Annotated in this window: 16 protein-coding genes and 3 pseudogenes; 7 read left to right on the forward strand and 12 right to left on the reverse strand. The window is 69.5% G+C overall.

What is annotated here, in order from left to right; translation table 11 throughout:
• Positions 1–378: 378 nt before the first annotated feature.
• Positions 379–1,563, reverse strand: a complete 1,185-nt coding sequence (locus tag LK06_RS31825; protein WP_234367562.1) for a YeiH family protein — start codon at positions 1,561–1,563, stop codon at positions 379–381.
• An 11-nt stretch (positions 1,564–1,574) separates the two neighbouring features.
• Here LK06_RS31825 and LK06_RS31830 point away from each other — a divergent pair, with 11 nt between their 5' ends.
• The 3 genes from LK06_RS31830 (at position 1,575) to LK06_RS31835 (ending at position 4,046) form a co-directional block, all read left to right on the forward strand.
• Positions 1,575–2,627, forward strand: a complete 1,053-nt coding sequence (locus LK06_RS31830) for a LysR substrate-binding domain-containing protein (protein WP_374208123.1) — start codon at positions 1,575–1,577, stop codon at positions 2,625–2,627.
• 106 nt (positions 2,628–2,733) lie between these two features.
• Positions 2,734–2,901, forward strand: a complete 168-nt coding sequence (locus LK06_RS33910; RefSeq protein ID WP_167747953.1) for a hypothetical protein — start codon at positions 2,734–2,736, stop codon at positions 2,899–2,901.
• A gap of 272 nt (positions 2,902–3,173) precedes the next feature.
• Positions 3,174–4,046 (forward strand): LysR family transcriptional regulator, encoded by an 873-nt coding sequence (locus LK06_RS31835; protein WP_043434754.1) that lies wholly within the window; start codon positions 3,174–3,176, stop codon positions 4,044–4,046.
• 326 nt (positions 4,047–4,372) lie between these two features.
• On the opposite strand, the pseudogene LK06_RS34760 reads toward LK06_RS31835, so the two are convergent.
• From LK06_RS34760 to LK06_RS31855, 4 genes and pseudogenes are all read right to left on the reverse strand, one after another.
• Positions 4,373–4,531: pseudogene (locus LK06_RS34760) on the reverse strand (phenazine biosynthesis protein PhzF); the annotation flags it as partial.
• A 197-nt stretch (positions 4,532–4,728) separates the two neighbouring features.
• Positions 4,729–5,322, reverse strand: a complete 594-nt coding sequence (locus tag LK06_RS31845; RefSeq protein WP_078859001.1) for a hypothetical protein — start codon at positions 5,320–5,322, stop codon at positions 4,729–4,731.
• Positions 5,323–5,720: 398 nt separating this feature from the next.
• Positions 5,721–6,664 (reverse strand): annotated as a pseudogene (locus tag LK06_RS31850) (amidohydrolase family protein); the annotation flags it as partial.
• 439 nt (positions 6,665–7,103) lie between these two features.
• Complete coding sequence (locus LK06_RS31855; RefSeq protein ID WP_199838669.1) at positions 7,104–7,964, reverse strand: MBL fold metallo-hydrolase; 861 nt, start codon at positions 7,962–7,964, stop codon at positions 7,104–7,106.
• A gap of 228 nt (positions 7,965–8,192) precedes the next feature.
• Here LK06_RS31855 and LK06_RS33560 point away from each other — a divergent pair, with 228 nt between their 5' ends.
• Positions 8,193–8,366 carry a hypothetical protein gene (locus tag LK06_RS33560; RefSeq protein ID WP_159025355.1) on the forward strand — a complete coding sequence of 58 codons (174 nt, stop codon included), beginning with the start codon at positions 8,193–8,195 and terminating at the stop codon, positions 8,364–8,366.
• Positions 8,367–8,906: 540 nt separating this feature from the next.
• Here LK06_RS33560 and LK06_RS33565 read toward each other — a convergent pair.
• On the reverse strand, positions 8,907–9,068 hold the full coding sequence (locus LK06_RS33565) for a hypothetical protein (protein WP_159025084.1): 162 nt from the start codon (positions 9,066–9,068) through the stop codon (positions 8,907–8,909).
• A 183-nt stretch (positions 9,069–9,251) separates the two neighbouring features.
• On the opposite strand from LK06_RS33565, the gene LK06_RS31860 reads away from it, so the two are divergent.
• On the forward strand, positions 9,252–10,475 hold the full coding sequence (locus LK06_RS31860; RefSeq protein ID WP_159025356.1) for a helix-turn-helix domain-containing protein: 1,224 nt from the start codon (positions 9,252–9,254) through the stop codon (positions 10,473–10,475).
• A 97-nt stretch (positions 10,476–10,572) separates the two neighbouring features.
• On the opposite strand, the pseudogene LK06_RS32890 reads toward LK06_RS31860, so the two are convergent.
• Positions 10,573–10,695: pseudogene (locus LK06_RS32890) on the reverse strand (MerR family DNA-binding transcriptional regulator); the annotation flags it as partial.
• A 115-nt stretch (positions 10,696–10,810) separates the two neighbouring features.
• Between LK06_RS32890 and LK06_RS31870 the strand changes: the two are divergent.
• Entirely contained in the window at positions 10,811–11,206 is a 396-nt protein-coding gene (locus LK06_RS31870; protein WP_052318915.1) for a hypothetical protein, read from the forward strand.
• Between the two features lie 364 nt (positions 11,207–11,570).
• Here the strand turns inward: LK06_RS31870 and LK06_RS34975 are convergent, their stop codons facing one another.
• Positions 11,571–12,218, reverse strand: a complete 648-nt coding sequence (locus LK06_RS34975) for a LysM peptidoglycan-binding domain-containing protein (protein WP_052269775.1) — start codon at positions 12,216–12,218, stop codon at positions 11,571–11,573.
• 1,075 nt (positions 12,219–13,293) lie between these two features.
• On the opposite strand from LK06_RS34975, the gene LK06_RS31885 reads away from it, so the two are divergent.
• On the forward strand, positions 13,294–13,902 hold the full coding sequence (locus LK06_RS31885) for a response regulator transcription factor (protein ID WP_039649859.1): 609 nt from the start codon (positions 13,294–13,296) through the stop codon (positions 13,900–13,902).
• Between the two features lie 16 nt (positions 13,903–13,918).
• Here LK06_RS31885 and LK06_RS31890 read toward each other — a convergent pair whose 3' ends face one another.
• The 4 genes from LK06_RS31890 to LK06_RS31905 are packed head-to-tail and all read right to left on the reverse strand — an operon-like array spanning position 13,919 to position 18,765.
• A complete protein-coding gene (locus LK06_RS31890) occupies positions 13,919–15,193 on the reverse strand; it encodes an FAD-dependent oxidoreductase (protein WP_234367564.1) in 1,275 nt (424 codons plus the stop codon).
• Positions 15,190–16,308 carry a 3-dehydroquinate synthase II family protein gene (locus LK06_RS31895; RefSeq protein ID WP_043433512.1) on the reverse strand — a complete coding sequence of 373 codons (1,119 nt, stop codon included), beginning with the start codon at positions 16,306–16,308 and terminating at the stop codon, positions 15,190–15,192. Before LK06_RS31895 ends, LK06_RS31890 begins: the two co-directional genes overlap by 4 nt.
• The gene (locus tag LK06_RS31900) at positions 16,280–17,122 is read right to left on the reverse strand and encodes a 2-amino-3,7-dideoxy-D-threo-hept-6-ulosonate synthase (RefSeq protein ID WP_039649863.1); all 843 of its coding nucleotides are present in this window, start codon (positions 17,120–17,122) and stop codon (positions 16,280–16,282) included. Before LK06_RS31900 ends, LK06_RS31895 begins: the two co-directional genes overlap by 29 nt.
• Positions 17,119–18,765 carry a class I adenylate-forming enzyme family protein gene (locus LK06_RS31905; RefSeq protein ID WP_078858839.1) on the reverse strand — a complete coding sequence of 549 codons (1,647 nt, stop codon included), beginning with the start codon at positions 18,763–18,765 and terminating at the stop codon, positions 17,119–17,121. The genes LK06_RS31900 and LK06_RS31905 overlap by 4 nt, the downstream gene beginning before the upstream one ends.
• Between the last annotated feature and the right edge of the window lie 79 nt (positions 18,766–18,844).

Consider the following 18,844-nt stretch of genomic DNA (forward strand, 5'->3'; position numbering starts at 1 on the left):
TCCTGAGCGGGGAATCCTGGCCGGCGGTTGGCAAGATCGCGTGACGGGCTCGACGGTCGCCGACCATCTGTTCGCCCACGGCTTCGGCCAGCGGGATGCGGGAGACACTGACGACGGCGCGCCGGTTCCCGGGGGCGGTGGCAGCGGGGGCCGGCTCCGCTGCCGGTCGTGCCGCCCCTGTCCGGTGCCTCGACTACACCGGCACGCTTCGTCAGCCCATCACCCCTGCGGACGGACGTCGAGCTCACGCGCGGTGTGGACACAGGCCGCGGCGAAGACATCCCGGAAGCGGGGCAAGGCGGGGCACCCGGCCAGGGGCTGCCATCCGACGGGGCGTGCCGGTGCCCACCGGCCCGCACACCTTTACGTCCGCGACGGTCACAGGTACTGGGTGGCCAGGAACTGAACGGCCAGGCTGGTGGCGGACACCACCAGCCACAGGCAACCCCCGAGCAGCAGGGGGGCGGGACCGGTCCGGCGCAGTCTGGAAGGTTCGGTGGACAGGCCGATCGCGGACAGCGCGACGGTGATCAGGAAGACGGCGAGCACGCTGAGCGGGCCGTGAGAGTCGGACGGGACGAGACCGGCCGTGTTCGCGGCGGCCAGGATGAGGAACCCGAGGAGGAACCACGGCACCAGCCTGCCGACGCGCACCCGGCTGGTCAGACCCCGCCCCGAACCCGCCGCGCCGGCGTGCCCGTCTGCCGTCCGCGCGCGACGGCGGACGAGAGCGGCGAGGCCCAGGCAGACCGGGATGATCAGCAGCGTGCGGGCCAGCTTGACCACCACCGCGTAGTCGGCCGCGGGGCCCCCATAGGTGGTAGCGGCGGCGACCACCGACGACATGTCGTTGACGGCGGTTCCAGCGAACAGGCCAAAGGCGTGCTGGCCCATGCCCAGCAGATGCCCGAGGGCGGGGAAGGCTAGCACTGCGGCCACGTTGAAGACGAAGATCGTGGAGACGGCATAGGCCACCTCCGCCTCGGCCGCGCCGATAACTGGCGTGACCGCGGCAATCGCGGAGGCGCCGCAGATGCCGGTGCCCACACCGATCAGGGTGCGCAAGTCGCCGACGACACCCAGGCGGCGTCCGATCCCGTACGCCGCCGCCAGACAGACCGCGAGGGTCACGATCATCACCGGCAGCGAGGCGGCACCGACCCGCAGCACCCGGCCCAGGGACAGCTGCGCGCCCAGTACCACCACCGCGGCCTGGAGTACTCCGCGCCCGGCGAAGGCGATGCCGGGCCGCATCCGCTCCCCGGGCCGCACTGCGAGTGCCACCAGCACACCCAGCACGATCGCGCTCACCGGAGCACCGACGACGGGAACCAGTCGGCCCAGCGCGGTCGCGACGAGGGCGACACCGACGGCGAGGGCCAGCCCAGGCAGACGGGCGGCAAACCCGGAGAACTGGGCCCTGATGGCGCCGCCGGGTCCTCGGGCGGTGGCAATGCGGGCCGGGCGGGTGGTCCCTGACCGGGAGGGTTGGGCGTCCTTCATGATCACCACTTTGGGCAGCCCCGCGCCCGCCTTGTAGCCCCTGATCGAGCAGAAGCTCATAGCCCTAGCGCATGACTCACTCATACGCTGCCGCTGTGACAGATTCTTCCGTGACCCGTTCCCGTGCCGTGGGCCTCCCGCTACGCACGCCCGACCTGGAGTCGCTGCGGCTCCTCGTCCTCGTGGCCGACCTGGGTAGCCTGGGCCGAGCGGCCGAGCGGCTGCGGATCTCCCAGCCGTCCGCCAGCCGTCGGCTGTCCACGCTGGAACGCGGTCTGGGACTGGTTCTGGTCGACCGGACCCGCCGGGGCTCCCGGCTGACACTGGTGGGGCAGACGGTCGTCGGACACGCCCGGCGGGTCCTGGACGAACTCGACGAACTGCTTGTCGGGGCCGGCAGGCTGCGCGACCGGCGGGAGGCCGAACTGCGCGTCGCAGCCAGCCTGACCATCGCGGAGTACCTGCTGCCGGCCTGGATCAGCGAGCTGCGCGGCCGGCGGCCGGAGCTGTACATCGGGCTGCAGGTGACCAACAGCGAGCAGGTGCCCGAGTTGGTCGAGTCCGGCGAGGCCGACATCGGGTTCATCGAAGGGCCGCGCCTGTCCCGCGCGATGTCCACACAGCTGGTGGCCGAGGACCGGCTCGTCGTCGTGGTCGACCCCGCTCACCCGTGGGCACGGCGACACGAGCCACTGTCGGCACGGGAACTGTCCCGCGCACCGTTGGTGCTGCGGGAGAGCGGATCCGGCACACGGCAGACCCTGGACCGTGCCCTTCACCTGGCAGGCTGTGAGCGCGTCCGACCCCTGGTGGAGCTCGGATCGACGGCCGCCGTCCGCGGCGCGGTGATCGCCGGCACCGGACCGTCCGTCCTGAGCGAGCTGGCCGTCGGCGGGGACATCGCCGACGGCCGGCTGATCGGTGTCGATGTCGCAGGCGTCGACCTCACGCGCGATCTGCGCGCGGTCTGGCCGATGGGGCGACGCCTGGTGGGTCCGGCGGCGGAGCTGGTCACAGTGGCCCGCCGAGCGGTCACCGGGGACCGACCGACCCGTGGCCGGGACCGGTCCGCTCCCGCGGAGCCAGCGCCCCCCAGCCCCTGGGTGGCAGCTCGGTCGGTCTAAGGGGCGGCGGCGAGTCGACGGACACGGGTCCGGGAGGAGTCGGGCCGAGTGTAGAAGTGCCGCTCCGGCTCGTCCTTACCGCGACCGCAGGTAGTAGAAAGGAAGCATGGGAAGACAGGCGGTCGTCGCGCTCTATGTGTTCGCGCTGGTAGCCGTCGTGGTCGGCGTGGACGTTCTGTTCTTCAGGCACCAGTTCTGGGGGCGGCTGATGGTGAACGTCGGCATCGTCCTGGTGTTCGTGGCCTTCTATGTGAGGTTCCTCAAGCGTTCATGAGGGACGAGATCACTGCACGCAAAGACCCTGGGGCCGGACCGACGTGCCGTGTGCGCCGTATTCCAGGAACCTTCGAAATTCCAGGAACCCTCGAAGCTGCGGGACGCCTTCGAGGGTCTGGTGATCGGCCGACCGAAGCTCCAGCGCCGGAGACCTGAACGGCGGGGTCGGTCACCAGTTCGCCAGTCACCCTCCGATTGCATCCGCACGGGAAGGCGGACGTGCAAGACGGATTGAGTGGTACTTATACCGGGCGAGTATCGTTGCTGTTCATGGAGCTGCGCACGCTGCGCTATTTCGTGGCCGTCGCCGAGGACCTCCACTTCGGCAGGGCTGCTGCCCGACTGCACATGAGCCAGCCGCCGCTGAGCCGGGCGATCAAACAGCTGGAGGCCGACGTCGGTGCTGCGCTGTTCCACCGCTCCGCCTCAGGTGTCACCCTCACCCCGGCCGGGGTGGTGCTGCTGGAGCAGGCGCGTGCCCTGCTCGACCAGGCCGACCGGGCACGGGTGCGCGTGGCCGCCGTGACCGGCGCCACGACCCTCACCGTCGGCATCCTGGGAGACGGCACCGACCCAGGTGCCACACGGCTGGCCGCCGCATACCGCCGACAGCACCCGGATATCGAGATCCGCGTCCGTGAAACCGGCCTGACGGATCCCACCTGCGGGCTGCGCACCGGACGCGTTGACATCGCCCTGACCCGAGCCCCGTTCGACGAGACGGGCTTGACGGTGCAGGAGCTACGGGTCGACCCGGTGGGCGCCGTGCTGCGCGCCGACGATCCGCTGGCCCGTCGTGGCCGCCTTGAGCTGGCCGACCTCGCCGACCGGAGCTGGTTCCAGTTCCCGGACGGCACGGACCCCGTCTGGCAGTCGTACTGGAACGGCGGCGAGCCCCGTGAGGGCCCGGTCGTGCGCGCCGTTCAGGAGTGTCTGCAGGCCGTGCTCTGGAACGGCACGGTCGGTATGGCCCCGCTCGGACACAGCCCACCCGGGGAACTGGCCGTGATACCCGTGATGGACATGGCGCCGAGCCGTGTGGTGGCGGCGTGGAACCAGGGCGACGCAAACCCGCTGATCCAGTCGTTCGCCCGGACGGCCACGGCCGCCTACCGGACTTCCTGCGCCTGGCCCAGGGCGTGACACTGCGGCCCGCGGATCCCGCTGAATCGCAGCCGGCGGGGCGAAGGGAGGGCGTGCGGGCCCGCGAGTTCGCAGACCCGGTGACCTCCGGGCGGCGGCAACTCGGCGCTCCCCCGCCGATCACGGACACGTGCGGACAAGTCCCTGGCCGAAGGCACGCCCTGCCTGATCGGGGCCTTGCTCCGCCGCTGGAGAACGGGCGCTGCGGCATCTGCACCGTCGGCCGGTCCTGCACCTCAACGGTTTCGGCATCGGGACCGGACGTGGGACCGAACCCGGATGGCGTGCCGCTCCGCGCCTTCAGTTCCCGCGCCGTGGCCTGCACTTCACCTGATGCGAGTTCCCCGGCCGCTGACACGGACGCGCGGGTCACCCGCGCGCAGTATCACCGTGAGCTCGCCTGGGCGGCCCAGGTCCTCGCCCTGATGCAGGGTGAGGACGGAGTCCTGGGGGACTAGGCCGAGTTCACGGGCGTACGCACCTGATGTCCCGGAGCAGCCGTTGACCGCGATGCCGAGCCCGACACTAGACCCTGGGCAACAGCGGCTCGATCACCGCCATAGCTCGTCATCGACGGGACAACGGTCGGTGCGGGTCTCACACTGCACACGGATGAACAGTTCCCCGTGGCGTGCACGTGTGACAGCGAACGTTGGTGGTTTGCCACCGGCGGAGACAATGGTCAGTGGCCGCCGCTTGGGGGCTCGCAGCCGGTGCCGTCGGGATAGCCACCGAAGGCGTCCGCCTCGGTGGAGTTTCTGCTCATCGTGCCCTCCACACACCAGGGAGAGACGCCAATGTCGATGAGGAAGTCGATCCCCGTAGGCCCGTCCTGGTACGCCTGCACCTTCCCGGCGGAGTAGCCGAGCTTGGTGAGCGCGTCGCGGACGCTGTTCGGGGCGAAGTCGCCGCGCCTGCGTAGCGGTTCGAGTGCATTCTTGACGCGTCCGACGGCAGTGAGTCCGTCGCAACGGCTCTGGCCGTGGAGCGGGATGGGAACTCTGAAGCCGTGGTTTTCGGCGTAGTGGTCGGTCGGAGGCACGGTTGAGTTGGGGGTAGTGGCGGCCGCGGGCGCCGTTGGCTTGGGGCTCTCGCCGGGGCAGGGGAAGTCCACTGGTGTACTCGGCGTCGACATCCCGGTCGGAGTCGGGTACGAACGCCGGTACGCGTCGGCGGTATCCCCTGCCCGCTGGGTTCCGCACCCCGTTGCCAGCAGGACCAACACCGACAACGGCAGCAGGCCGAGTCGGGCTTTCGTCTTCCTCTGCGTCGTCATCCCGCGATCCTTCCCCCGCAGGTCGGTGGGTGTCATGAGTCCTTGTACTCATCTGGCGAAAGGTGACCGCTCCGAGAGGGCCAGCGGGGAACCATCCGGCGTAACGGGCGCAGCCAATCGTCCTTGTGCTTCAGGCGTGTTGCTTCGGCGTGGTGCCGAGCGCAGTGGTCATGGGGTGCAGCAGCGTCAGGACGGTGCAGAACTGGTTGTCCATCAGGACATCGAGTGTGGCCGGCGAGGCGGTGTTCGCCGCGGTGTTCCCAGGTCGGCTGTTGGTCTGGTCTGCCGGTCCCGGCTGTGTCGGGGAGAGCGGTGGTGTGGGGCATAAGAACTCCGGAAGGGAGCGTCTGGTTGCCACCACGTCGTTTGCGTGGGGAACGATCGGCCGATGCGCCACCCAGTCCGGGACGGACGCCGACGGCGAGGGCCTCGTCGACGGCGGGGATCGCGGTCTCCAGGCCGAACTGTGCGTCGGAAGTCGGAGCGAGGGCCACGGTGGTGCCCGTTTCCCCTATCGTCTTCCATGCCTCGGAGGTCAGTCCGGTGCAGTGGATGAGGGTGACGTCGGGGCTGAGAATGCCCTCCTTGGCCCAACGCAGGACCGCCTCGGAGGAAGACGTACCGAAGACGGCGTCCGTGCTGACTCCGATACCCAACTCCCGTGCAACATGGGCGAGGCCAGGGCCGTAGGCGAGCGCCGGTCCTGCGATCTCTTCCGTGGCCAAGGTTGCCAGGCGCAGCGTGAGTAACTGGTCGTCGCTGCTGAAGTACTGGTCCTTGAGACGGGCCAGGTCGCCGGGCCACTGCCGGTCCCACTCGCCGAAGTGCGGACCCATGGAGGCGTGCACGCCGCGGATGCCCGTGTCGACGAGGGCCTCGATGGCCGCGTCGGAGTGTTCGCGGGTGCGGGAGTTGTGGGAGAAGTCGAGCATCGTCGTGATGCCGCTGTCGATCGCGGTCAGGGCGGCTAGTCGGGTGCCGACGTACATGTCCTCGGGCCGGTAGGCCGGGGCGTAGCCGGCCAACGTGGCCATGACGTAGCCGCCGAGGTCGTCGACGTCCGGCATGATCCGGCGCAGTTGGGCCTCCCAAGCGTGCCGGTGGGTGTCGACGAACCCGGGGGTGAGGATCGCGTCGGCGGCCACGGCGTCACCCGCGTCGAGATCGCGGCCGACGGCGGTGATCGTGTCACCCTCGACGAGGAGGTCTCCGTCGTCGATGACGCCGATTTCGGAGTCCATGGTGACGATGGTCGCCCCGGTGAACAGGACGCGCCGTTGGTCTGCGGCCGACGCCGGAACTCTTCAAGCATGGCGGCGCTGGTGGGGGCGTTGACGTTCATGAAGGTCTTCTTCCGATAAGGGGCGGACAGGGCCGGGAGGATGGGGCGTCCGCTGGCGAGGGCGGGAGGGCGGGGCGGGGGAGATGTAGAGGACGGCGTCTGCGGCTGTTCGGATCCTCGGGGGTGTTGCCCGGGGCCAGCGGGTTGACGTACAGGGGCGGAGCTTGTCAGTGACGACCACCCGCGGAACCGTGCCGGTCGTCTTCAAGTGCCGACTGAAGAACTGGCTTGCTGACGCGGGGGCCCGGCGCGGAGGTACAGCTACCCGCAGTGGGAGATGTTCTCGACCGGGTACCGGCGCCAGTTGTACGACGGCGACGTGTCCTGCACGGCCCCCGTCCTCCAGCCTGATCAACCCCAAGATCATCCCGCGGCTTGGTCCACATAACGACCCTCATCGGGGATGCTCGACGATCGGGCGCTTCGAAACCGAAGTCGATCAATTGAGCAGCAGAGGGATCCCGTCGTACGCAGAAACATCGTGGGAAGGAACGATGTGCATGGTGCCCGCCAGGGCAATCATACGGAGCATGTCCTCACGCACCAGCTGGGGATCAGTATCGGCGAGCATACGCATCATGAGTGGCCGCTCAGCTCGATGCACGATGGCATCAAGTTGCCAAGTCAGGTCGCCGATGAAGGCATACCGTTGACCGCTCGGCAGGGCGACGAAGGTGATCACTGAGCCAGTCGTGTGACCTCTGGCAGGGACGACGACGACTGAGCCATCGCCATACACGTCGTAGCTCGACGGGAAACCTAGATAAGGTCCGCCCCTGAATTCGTATTGGTGAATCCTGTGACTGCCGGAGATCTCGCGGAACACTCGTCCGCCTTTGCTCTGGCCTGCATATTGCAGTTCACCCTCATTAATCCAGATCGGAAGCTGGAGATCGTCGAGACCACTTACGTGATCCCAGTGAGAGTGCGTCACCAACACGCCATGAAGACAGCTTTGGTCGTAGTCGTTGGCCTTAAATTGCTCGCTCACGGTGTTCCCCAACTGGTGAGGAGCGCGTTCAATCCTCGGGAGAGCCTGTATATGCGCATCAACCTGGGAGCCGAAGCCGGCGTCGATCAATAGGTCTCCCTGCGGGTGCTGAATCAGGACCGACGTCGCGGCGAAAGGACGCTTGTCGCGGAACGAGCCGCCCTTGAACGCGAAGATTGCCCTGGTTTCGTAGGTTCCCGTGGGCAATTGGTACAAAGCCATGTCGGATGGCGGTGCGGCTTCAGGGAGGGGTTCCACCCAGGCAGAAGGGATGGGAAGAGGTGACATGCGGGTATCGTCCGGCACCATCAATCCGAGTGTCCAATACCTGTGTGGAAGGTCCGATACCCACCGGGTATCGGACCTTCCACATGGCCCGAGATGTCAGCTGGGGTCAGGAAGATGAACGCAAGCGGATCGTTGCTGATGTGTCGCAACAGAGAGAGACGGCATCGAAAATGGAGATTTTCCCCATCTCCGGGACGATTCCGGTGGAATCCCGTTTACTGGCCAGATGATGCCCGGAATGAAGATGGTGTGCCCCTGATCTACGGCTTCCACATGGGCCGGATGAACCACTGTGGCCAGTTCTACCAGTCGGCGTTGTATCCCTTCCTGGCGTGCATCAACACCTATTTGGCGCGATGTATCCGCCGGAAGCGCAAGCCGCTCGCGGGGCTGAGGAAAGCCGACGCCGCTCGATGGCTCTGACGCAGGCCGTGCGGAGCTCGGGGCGGCCCTCGGCTATCAGTCTCCAACAGGCTCCGTCCCCGGTGCTGCACCGCGCCGTCTACGCGGTGTTGGGCTTCAACTGGTCCCACCCGGCTCGCCGGCGTCTGGCCGACCAGACGCGGATGGCCGGGCCGACCGAGGCCCCGGTGGGCTCGGCTGATCGGTTGGTCCTGCCTCAGCGTCAACAGTGCGGCGGTGTATGCGGTGCGGCGACCGGATGCTGCTCGACTCCGGCCAGGACCGCTCCGGTGCGCATAGCGCAAGGACGACCGCCTTGACCAGCGCCGCGCGGTCGTGGCCGCAGTCGACGCCAGGAAGCCCAGCGCTGCTGCTGGGCGGCGGGCGGCCACCGCCCAGCAGCTGCACCAAGACGTGACGGCCAGGACGACGGCCTTTTTCTCCTCACGCCCGGGCCGTCGCCGACTTGCTTTCCACGGCGATCACTCTTGAAGAGGGGGTTGGGGAAGAGGCCGGACCGCCGGAGGATCGGGCGTCCTGCCGTCGGGCGCCCGGTGGCTGTCAGTGGTCGGCGGGCCACCAGCTTTCGATGAGCAGGCGTGCAAGAGCGGCGGCGGCTCCGTGGAGCAGGCCTCGCCGGATCTGCTCTGCTGCGCTGATGTGGTGCTCCTGCTCTGCTGGGCGCTGCTGCTGGGGCGTGGGACGGGTATGGGGCTCGGTCATTGCGGTCTCCGTCGTTCGTGTCTGCGCGGGGGTGCCATGCGCGGCACCTCCGCAGGCGTAGGGCGTGCAGGCCCCTTTGCGGGCCACGACCAGGCTGGAAGTGCCGCGGTGTGGTGCGTAACTGAGACAGGCTGGTGCGGGTGGGGGGAAAATCGCCGCAGGGGATCAGACAGGGGGAGACAGATGGCCGATGGCGCGCTTGAGCCTGGTGGTGCTGGAGGACGGGACTCCAGGGCCGAGTTCGGCCGGCATATACGGGGTCTGTTCGACAGCTGCGGGCTGTCGTTGCGTCAGTTCACCCAGAAGCACGGCTTCAGTCATTCCGCGATCGCGCGGTACTTGAGCGGGGAACGCTTGCCGCGCAAAGCATTTTTGGACGCGTTGTTGGGTGAGCGCGGTACCGGCGACGTGGTGCCGGCCACCGCGGAGGTGCGGCAGCTGACGTTTTCTTTGTACCGCGCAGCGCTGGAGGCCAGTGGCAGCAGCATTCTGTTGGAGCTGTACGAGCTGGAAGTCCGGCTTGAGTCGCTGCGGGCCGAGCTGGACCAGGTGCATGCAGCACAGGTCCGTGACCTTGCCGAGGGCCGTGCACGCGGCGAAGCCGATGCTGGAGTGCCAGGGCAGGACAGCACGGAAAGCAGGGAGGTCGCGCTGGCGCACCGGCGGACGGTACTGCTGGCCGAGCTGGATCATGTGCGCCACGAGATCAGCCGGCGGGAGAACACCCCGGCGGCGCAGGAACATGCGGCGCAGTTTCCCCCCATCCCGCCCCGGCGTCCCTGGGGGGAGACACCACCGTCTCCCCCGGGGAGCACCACCCGGAAAAGCGGCGGCGGGCCCGGCACCAGCACCAGGGCACCGTGGGCCGTCGCCGGATTCGTCGTGCTGACTGCGGCGGTCTTCTTCGGCATGTGGATCGGCCGACCCTCTACGCCACCAGGATCGCCGACGGCTTCCCTGGACTCCGGTCCGTCCGGCGTGGCCTCTTCGGCCCCGGCCCACGCCGGAAACGGACACGAACCCAAGGTCATCGCCTCGACCAGGGTAGTGATCCCCCGAGGCCAGGCCGTCGACGCCGACAGCCGCTTCGCGACACTGTGGAGCTTCGGGTATGAGTACGGGGACTTCCAGGTCAGCAATGACCCTGCACAGGATTCGATGTTCACCGGCAACGGGTACGCCTCGCTGGCACTGTCCAAAGCCGCCGATTGGCCCACCTGCGGCCTCGCCGAAGGCTTCGAGAACCAAACCGTGACGGCAGCCTCCCTGGACACCGGAGCAACACTGTGCGGCATCACCAGCGAAGGCAACCGCTGCGCCCTGACGGTCGAGACCGTCCGGTCCGACTCACGCGGCGTGCGGAGTGTCACGGTCAGGTTCACCACCTGGGACGCCAGCCGACCGTGACCAGTGGGCGGGAGCGCCCATCCAGCCAGGCGCCGCGAGAAGCGGCCCACGAACGATCCTGAGCCGGGCCAGGAGCGGTACTTCCCGTTGGTAGCGAACCACCTGCGTCGATCCGGGCCCATCGCAGCAGGCCGATTTCGTCGTAGTGCCGCAGCGTCCGGGCGGTCGCGCCCGGCACCCGGGCGACCTCCGCGATCGGCCGCTTCGTCGGCGGCGGCATCGGCACCGGCGGAATCAACAACCACCTCATCATCCGAGGCAGCGCGATCCGGGGCAACGTCGGCGGCTCGTTCGGCGGCGGTATCTTCATCGACGGTTCGGAGAACTCGGTCGACATGTCCGGAGGCACGCTGAGCGACAACACCGCCACCTCGGGCGCCGGTTTCTTCGGCGGGGCCGGCGACACCCCGGTCAAATTGACAGCTGTGACCATCGCCCGCAATCACGCCACTGGTGCTTACGGCGGCGCCGGCATCCTCAACGAGTCCGCCCTGACGATGACCGGCGGATCCCTGAGAGACAACGCCGCACCAGTGGGTCCCGGCGGAGGGGTGCACAGCCTTCAGGGCTCCGCCACTTTGGTCGGCGTCACCGTGACGGGGAACTCCGCGACAGAGGGCGGCGGCGTCTACAAGGACTCGGGAACGGCCACCGCGCTCGGAGGTGTCTTCGCCAATAGCAGTCCCGACAACTGCGCGCCCTCGGGCGCCGTGACCGGTTGCTCCAACTGAAACAGTCGCGGTGCAGGCGAGAGAGGCCGGGTGGCAACACGTTGACCTCAAGCCGGCACCACCGGGAGGTCTGCCACAGCGCGGGAGAGGCAGGCGGTGCCGTAACCGTTGTCCATGACGATCAGAATTCGGGATCGTCCGGCCGCCAGTGGCCGACCTGACCAACCGGATCAGCACGTGCCGGAGTTGTCAGGCGGTGACCCGGGTGGCGTCGGCCCGGGTGGCGTCGTCCGCCCAGCCCAGACGGACCGCGTTTCGTCTCCACTGACCAGTCCGGCTGAGACAGCAAGTGCGTCGGACCGGACCAATCGAGATGGGGATCGGTCCGGCCCGAGACCTTGTACGCGGTCAGCGAGATCGCGATTTACCGCTGCGTACCGGCGGACGGCAGGGTGAGCCGCTGTCCCGGCCGGATCAGGTCCGGGTCCGGGCCGATGACGCTTCGGTTGGCTGCGTAGAGTCGCTGCCAGCCGCCGGTTACTGCAGCCCGTAGTGCGATACCGGACAACGTGTCGCCCTGGACCACGGTGTACGTCCGGCCCAAGGGATGGCCGTTACCACCCTGCGAGCGGGAGGTGGGCGCGGTGTGCCGAGGAGCGCTGGGGCGTTTGACCGGCTCGCTCCGCCCGCCGCGCCGCGTGAGATGCGCCCGTACCGAGCAGACCGGCCATGCTCCGGGGCCCTGCCGGGCGAGCACCGCCTCCGCCACGGTGATCTGCTCCGCCCGGCTCGCCAGATCGGCCCGGGGCGCGTACACGGACCCGCCGTACGCCACCCACGTCTGCTGTGTGAACTGCAGTCCGCCGAAAAAGCCGTTGCCGGTGTTGATGCTCCAGTTGCCCCCGCTCTCGCAGCGGGCGACCCGGTCCCAGGTGGTGTTGGAGGCCGCGTGGCCGACGGACGGTGTGAGGAGCGGCAGAACGATGCCGAAGCTGCCGAGGGCGAGGGCGGTGCGGAGCGACGGCAGGAGCCGTGGGGACGCGGTGCGGCGGTGCCGCGGTCGTGCGGTCATAGGCCTTCCTCTCCACTGCGGTTCTCGCTCACCGGGGATCCCGGCGGGCTGTAGGAAGTACGGCAGTGACGCCCGGCCGCGAACAAGGCGCGAAGAGCTCACGCAGCGTCGTGCGCCGTCACATGCCACCACGCATGGGGTGACGACCCGTCAGTTCTACGTGGGTACGGTCACGCAAGTGGGCAGGGGAGCACGGAAGCCGAACGCATGCGCGTCAAACGGCTCTGCCCCGCCGGAGGCAGGGCCGCAGGGGCGGCGCACGCCTACGGCAGGTTGGGGTCACTCCGCCCGGATGCGGCGGCCCGGATGGCATCGTCGCGGTACCTGGCACTGCGGCGAACGGGCCAGGAGGCGCACACAACGCCCGGGCGTGCGATGATCCGCGTCTTGGCCACCGCAAGGAAGTGGACCCAGACGGTTTCTGCCTCGGTGGTCGGGGAGCGCCGCCTGGGCGGGTTCGGCGACGAGCAGGTCATGCGGATCACCATGCTCCAGGCACGACTCGGCCGGCGGACCAGCCGGATCCGGACGACGCACGGAGGCGGGCTGCCGCGGCGTTCATGCTCGGGTTGCGCAGCCCGAGTTCACGTCCGGCCCGGACGATGTCAGTCGGCTCGATGAGACGTGGCCGACCGCCGAAGCGCGTCATCCGGGTACCGCTGCACGTTGGTTACCCCGGCCAACTGAGCTGAGGCTAACGTCGAGTGAGGTGCGGGTAATCGTCACGGCTCTCTCGGCTCGGCCCCCTTTAGGGTCTCGGGGCTTCGCTGCGAGTCGATTTCAGACGTCGGCGCAGGCGCTCATGGCACTCGGCGATGAGTCGCGTTGCGCGGAGCGACACCTCGCACTTTCAGGGGATTCGATACGTTCTGTCAGTGGGTGAGCTCACCGCGTTACATTCCGGTCTTCCGTGCACGACTTTCTCGTACTGTGCACCTAGATTCCCCGTCATTACATGAACACTTCACGTGTCCACACATTATCTTCATGGGATCATTGAGCGGCTACTATGAGCCATCCCGGATGGCATACGTGGCCCCTCGATGCTTGCTTCCGCGTCCATGGGGGGACAGACATGAGCATCCGCATCGTTGTGGCCGGAGAGCACGCATTGTCCGTTGAGGTGATGGCGAAGTTCCTGGACACCGTGGCCGACTTCTCGGTGGTCGGGGCTGCGAAGCAGCGCGACGAACTGCTGCCGACGGTGGCGCGGTTAGAGCCGGCAGTCGCGGTGGTCGAGACGGGCACCGTGGACGAAGACGTGCTGGCCATCCTGGGGCAGTTGCGTAGGACGCAGCCGCAGTGTGGGGTGGCCCTGATATCGAGTCAGTCCTCGCCGAACTCCACCGACCAGGCGATCCGCGCCGGGGTGCTGAGCGTGGTGTCCTTGCAGGTCGAACTACCCTATCTGATAGGGGCGATACGTGGGGCTGCGGTCGGCTGTCTGACTATGGACCCTGGTCTCTTGGTCTCCCAGCCGGTGTCGCTGCACTGTCCGCTGAGCGCCCGGGAGGCCGATGTGCTCCGGCTGACCGCCTCGGGCGCCTCGCTCAAGGAGATCGCCCGGGATCTCTATCTGGCGGTCGGCACGGTGCGGAACCTTGCGTCGACTGCCATCCGTAAACTCCAGGCCCGCAACCGCTTCGACGCGGCCCGCATCGCCATGGAACAGCGTTGGTTGTGAGACGGGCGGGGCCGGGCTACGACGCCGCCTGTGCAGTGGACGGCTCCCCTATCGCTCCCGCCGCCACCGCCTCCGCGTCGTGTCCGTAGAGCCATTCCATGGCCCGCAGCCCCGCCAGACCGTGTGGATCCGCGGCGGCGCCGGTCCGGTGGAGGCGGCCCGGGCCGGGGGAGCCCCGGTGATGCAGGAAACGGGTGGCCTCGCGCGCGCCGCGCTGGATCAACCTGGTGCGGGGCAGGCGAAGTTCCTGGTAGCGGCGCAGCGCTGTCGGTGCGTCGGCCTCGGCGGTCCGGCCCAGGCACACGGCCAGGGTGACCGCGTCCTCGATCGCCTGGTTCGCGCCCTGGGCCAGGAAGGGCAGCATGGGGTGGGCTGCGTCGCCCAGGAGGGCCACCCGGGGGGTCACCCAGCCGGGCAGGCTCTCGCGGTCGTGCAGGGGCCAGCGGCGTACCGTGTCGGCGGCGGCGATGAGGCGGGTGACCGTCGGGTTCCAGCCCCGGTAGGCGGCGGTCAGTTCGGCCGAGTCGCCCTCGGCGGTCCAGGACTCCTCGCCCGCCGCGCCCGCGGGGACAGTGGCGGTGAAGCTGACTTCGCGTCCTGCGGAGACCGGGTAGCAGACCAGGTGGCGCCCGGGGCCGGGCCAGACGCGGATCTCTGGGTCGCCGGCCGCCCAGGGGAGCCGGTCGGCCGGGACCAGACCGCGGTAGACGCTGCTGCCGGAGAACACCGGCGCGTCACCGGCCAGCCGGGCCCGGACCACGGAGTGGACCCCGTCCGCGCCGATCACCACGTCGGCCCGGTGGCGGGCGCCGGAGGCGAAGGCGAGGTGTACTCCGTCGGGGTTCTCCGTCAAGGCAGTCAGCCGGTGCCCGGTACGAAGCGGTCCGGCGCCGAGCGCCTCCCGCAGTACGCGGTGCAGTTGGGCCCGGTGAACTGTGTAGTAGGGGGCGTTGTAGCCGCGGAGGCAGGCGGCGCCGAGTGCGGTGGTGGCCAGCGGGCGGTCGTCGTCCCAGCCGCGTATCCGCAGCGCACGGGGGAGGACCGCGATGGCGCGGAGCGCTTCGGCGACGCCGAGGCGGTGCAGCAGCCGGGTGGCGTTGGGCGCGAGCTGGAGTCCGGCTCCGACTTCGGCCGGTCGTGGGCTCCGCTCGAAGACGGTGCACTCCACCCCCTCGCGCCGGAGGGCGAGGGCCAGGGTCAGCCCCGCGATACCGCCGCCGATCACCGCCACGGCGGACGCGTGGTCCGGGATGGCGGTGGGAGGTTGCGGGGTGCCGTGGTTGCTGGTCACTGCTCGCGGCAGAACTCGTCGATGGGGTAGCCGACGTGCCGGTCGGCCTCGGGTACGTACCCCAGCAGCGTGTCGCCCGGTGCGAGTTCGGTGCAGTTCAGCACCACGCCGCCCGGGCCCAGCACCCGTACGTGCCAGTCGTCCTGGAGGATGAGGTTGACCCGTACCCCTTCCGGTGACACCGCGTCGACTGAGATCAGCGGTCTGGTCTCGACCTTGATCCGGCCCACCGGCACCACGCGGGTCCGTCCGCCTGCGTCCACCGCCAGTGCCGCGGCGCCCGCGTGCAGTTCGCTGAGGTAGTTGGTGCGACCGTGCGGCGCGACCACGTACGAGTGGACGGCGCCGGCGTTCACCCGGAAGGGGCGGGTCGGCATGTAGGGCAGGGGGTGCGTCTCACTGACGCACAGCACCATGCCCTTGGAGTAGGAGCCGATCAGCAGCCCCTCGCTCTCGCCGAGTTGGCTACAGGTGTCCACGCAGGCCCGCTCACCCATGCCGATGTGCGTCGTCGCGGTGACGGTCAGTTCGGTCAGCGTCAGTTCGCCGGCCGAGGAGTGGGCCGCCTCCACCAGCGCGGTGGCGTCGCCCACGGAGTGGCCGGGCATCATCACGCCGTCCGAGCCGAGCTCGAGTACCCCGAAGGTGATCGCCGCCTCCTCGGGGCTGGCGGCGGTGGTCACGATCGCGCCCTTGGAGCCGGTGGCGGCGGCGATGACGATCTCCAGCGGGATCTTGGTCGGGTCGCGGAAGTCGAGGACGCTCCAGCGCTCGGTCCGCGCCGCGTGGCACGCCTCCTCCAGGCTCGTGGCGTCGGTGATCTCCACCAGGCGCCCGAACTCCACCTCGGGGTGGGCCCGTTCTAGCTCGGCGCGGGCGGTGAAGCCGGGCGGCAGGATGACGATGTCGGCCGCGCCGGGGAAGCGCTCGTCGCGCCACCAGCCGTCGCCGCCCGGCAGCAGCACCCTACGGACGGTGGGTGGGAGGTCGGCCAGGGTCTGCAGGTCACCGGCGACGATGCCGTCCGTCCGCTGGTGCAGGGCCTCCTCGATGACCGCGGGTCCGGCGGCACCGGCGCCACGAATATCAAGCCAGCACAGCTTCTGTCCGTTCATCACACTGCCCTTCTGTGTCGTCAGCCTTGTGCAGCCGGGGCTCGCCGTGCACGATGGCGGCCACCTGGGCGGCCATCCGGCGGGGATCAGTGGCCTGGAAGATGTTGCGCCCCATCGCGACCCCGGCGGCGCCGCCGAGCAGGGCGTCCCTGACGAACGCCAGCGCGTCGGTGCCCGAACCGAAGCGCGGGCCGCCCGCGCACAGCAGCGGGATCGGGCAGGCGGAGACCACGTCACGCATCTCGGCCACGCTCCCCGCGTACGGGGCCTTGACCACGTCAGCGCCGAGGTCGGCGGCGAGCGTCGCCGCGTGCACCACCAGCTCCGGGGCCTGCGGATTGCTGATGCCGGGGCCGCGCGGGTAGACCATCGCAAGCAGGGGGAGGTTCCAGCGGTCGCACAGGTCCGCCACCCGGCCCAGGTCCCCGATCTGCTGCCGCTCGTCCGCCGAGCCCATGTTGATGTGGACGCTCACCGCATCGGCGCCGAGCCGCAGCGCGTCCCCCACCGCGGTCACCAGGTACTTCGCCTCCGAGTCCGGGGCGTGCCGAGTGCTCGCACTGAGGTGCACGATGAGCGACATGCCGGCGAAGCGGGACGGGCTGATGTGCCGCAGTACGCCCTTGTGGACGACCACGGCATCGACACCGCCCGCGGCCAGCTGGCCGGTGAGGCGGTCGATGGTGCTGCCGCGAGGCACCACCGGGCCGTCGGTGATGGAGTGGTCCAGCGGGGTGATCAAGAGTCGGCCGTCCCCGTGACGGAACAGCCTACCGAGCCGCATCTCACGGGCGAAATGCAGACAGGACGTCATACCGCTCCCCTCTCCTCGATGCTTTCCCGCACGCCGACTTCGCTGTCCGCCGCCTGCGCGAGGCCGCGGAGATACCGCACATCGGGCTTGCCGCTGTCGTTCAGCGGCAGCTCCGGCCACCGGCTGATGTGGACCGGCACATGGGCCGAGTCCAGCCGCGCCCCGACATGAGCCCGCAGCCGGGCGTCGTCGCCCTCGCTCCCCGGGTACAGGGACACCGCCGCGTGCACCCGCTCCACCCGGTCGTGGTCCCGCACCCCGAACACCACCGCCTGCCGCACGGCCGGATACTCCGTCAGGACCCGTTCCACGGCGACCGGATGCACCTTCTGCCCGCCGCTCTTGATGACCTGGCCCAGGCGGCCGGTCAGCCGGAGCCTGCCGTACACATCGAGGTGGCCGAGGTCACCGGTACGCAGCCAGCCGTCCGGGGTGCTGCCCTCCGCCGGGTCGAGGCCGAGGTAGCCGTCCATGACCGTCGCGGACCGCACGCACACCTCGCCGCTCGCGCCCCGGGGGACGTCCCTCCCGGTCTCCGGGTCGCGCAGGCGCAGCCCGACCCAGGGGAACGGCCGGCCCACAGACCCCAGCAGCTCCGTTTCCTGGTGGTCCAGCTGGTCCAGGCCGCAGATGCCGCCCGCCTCGGAGGAGCCGTACAGCTGGGACAGCGGCCCTTCGAACCAGCGCAGCGCCTCGGCGATCCGGTGCGGCGCGGCCGGGGTCCCGCTGTACACCACTCGGCGCAGCGCGGACAGGTCCAGCCGGCCGCCGACGGAGAGCCGTTCAGCGAGCCGGTAGAGGTGCGGCACCGCCAGGTACGTGTCCGTCACGTCGAGACGGCCGAAGGCGTCCAGCACCTCGTCGGCGTCGAAGTGCTCGTGCAGCACCGCGCAGCCGCCCGCCGCGAGCACCGCGTCCACCATGGAGCCCACCGTGTGGCTGACCGGGGTGACGGCCAGGATGCGACCGGGGCCGCCAGGGCCGGGGGCGGCCGGGTAGATGCCGACCGTCGCGTTCCAGGTGCGGTAGCTCTGGACAATGCCCTTGGGCAGCCCGGTCGTCCCGCTGGTGAAGGTGACCCGGGCACGCGCTTCGGGGTCGTAGGGCGCCATCTCGTCCGGGCCGAAACCCGTGTCCTCGGCCACCTTGGCCAGGGCGCTGTCCGCCTGGGGGGCGGTGCTGCCCGGGGCGGGCAGTACCAGGCCGCGCAGAGCGGGCGACACCAGTGCGGCCGCGCGTACGGCCGTGGTCTCGTCGGCGACCAGGAGACGGCTGCCGGTGTCCCGCAGCACCTCGGCCTGGACCTCGGGTGGGAGCATCTCGGCGTCGCTGCGGGGGTTGGCCGCGCGGACCGACACCACGGCCGCGCCCAGCAGATGCGCGGAGTACCGCGCGAAGAGCGCCGTGGGGTGGTTGGCCGCCGTGAGGAGGGCGACCGTGCCGCCAGGGGTGATACCGGAGTCACGCAGTGCGGCAGCCGTGTCGAGGACGGACGACAGGCTCTCCCGCGCGGTGAGGCAGTGCCCCGACCAGTACACCGCCGGAGCGTCCGGATGTTCCGTCCAGGTGTGCAGCAGGCGGAAGGCATAGTGCTCGTGCCGCGCCCAGGACAGGGGTATCCGCACAGGGGGACCAACGCTCATAGGGCTCCTCTCCGGGAGGTGCGTCGGAACGGTCCCGCGTACCGGCACGGAAGACGGGCCGGTACGCGAGCACCTGCGA

It is taken from the genome of Streptomyces pluripotens, assembly GCF_000802245.2.
GTDB classification, from domain to species: Bacteria; Actinomycetota; Actinomycetes; order Streptomycetales; family Streptomycetaceae; genus Streptomyces; species Streptomyces pluripotens.

Coding starts and splice junctions, on each gene's coding strand:
- LK06_RS31870 (WP_052318915.1), top strand. CDS start 10,811: ATGTCCGGAGGCACGCTGAGCGACAACACCGCCACCTCGGGCGCCGGT.
- LK06_RS31830 (WP_374208123.1), top strand. CDS start 1,575: ATGACTCACTCATACGCTGCCGCTGTGACAGATTCTTCCGTGACCCGT.
- LK06_RS31905 (WP_078858839.1), bottom strand. CDS start 18,765: ATGAGCGTTGGTCCCCCTGTGCGGATACCCCTGTCCTGGGCGCGGCAC.
- LK06_RS31825 (WP_234367562.1), bottom strand. CDS start 1,563: ATGAGCTTCTGCTCGATCAGGGGCTACAAGGCGGGCGCGGGGCTGCCC.
- LK06_RS31860 (WP_159025356.1), top strand. CDS start 9,252: ATGGCCGATGGCGCGCTTGAGCCTGGTGGTGCTGGAGGACGGGACTCC.
- LK06_RS33565 (WP_159025084.1), bottom strand. CDS start 9,068: ATGACCGAGCCCCATACCCGTCCCACGCCCCAGCAGCAGCGCCCAGCA.
- LK06_RS31900 (WP_039649863.1), bottom strand. CDS start 17,122: ATGACGTCCTGTCTGCATTTCGCCCGTGAGATGCGGCTCGGTAGGCTG.
- LK06_RS33910 (WP_167747953.1), top strand. CDS start 2,734: ATGGGAAGACAGGCGGTCGTCGCGCTCTATGTGTTCGCGCTGGTAGCC.
- LK06_RS31885 (WP_039649859.1), top strand. CDS start 13,294: ATGAGCATCCGCATCGTTGTGGCCGGAGAGCACGCATTGTCCGTTGAG.
- LK06_RS31855 (WP_199838669.1), bottom strand. CDS start 7,964: ATGGTGCCGGACGATACCCGCATGTCACCTCTTCCCATCCCTTCTGCC.
- LK06_RS31845 (WP_078859001.1), bottom strand. CDS start 5,322: ATGACGACGCAGAGGAAGACGAAAGCCCGACTCGGCCTGCTGCCGTTG.
- LK06_RS31895 (WP_043433512.1), bottom strand. CDS start 16,308: ATGAACGGACAGAAGCTGTGCTGGCTTGATATTCGTGGCGCCGGTGCC.
- LK06_RS31835 (WP_043434754.1), top strand. CDS start 3,174: ATGGAGCTGCGCACGCTGCGCTATTTCGTGGCCGTCGCCGAGGACCTC.
- LK06_RS34975 (WP_052269775.1), bottom strand. CDS start 12,218: ATGACCGCACGACCGCGGCACCGCCGCACCGCGTCCCCACGGCTCCTG.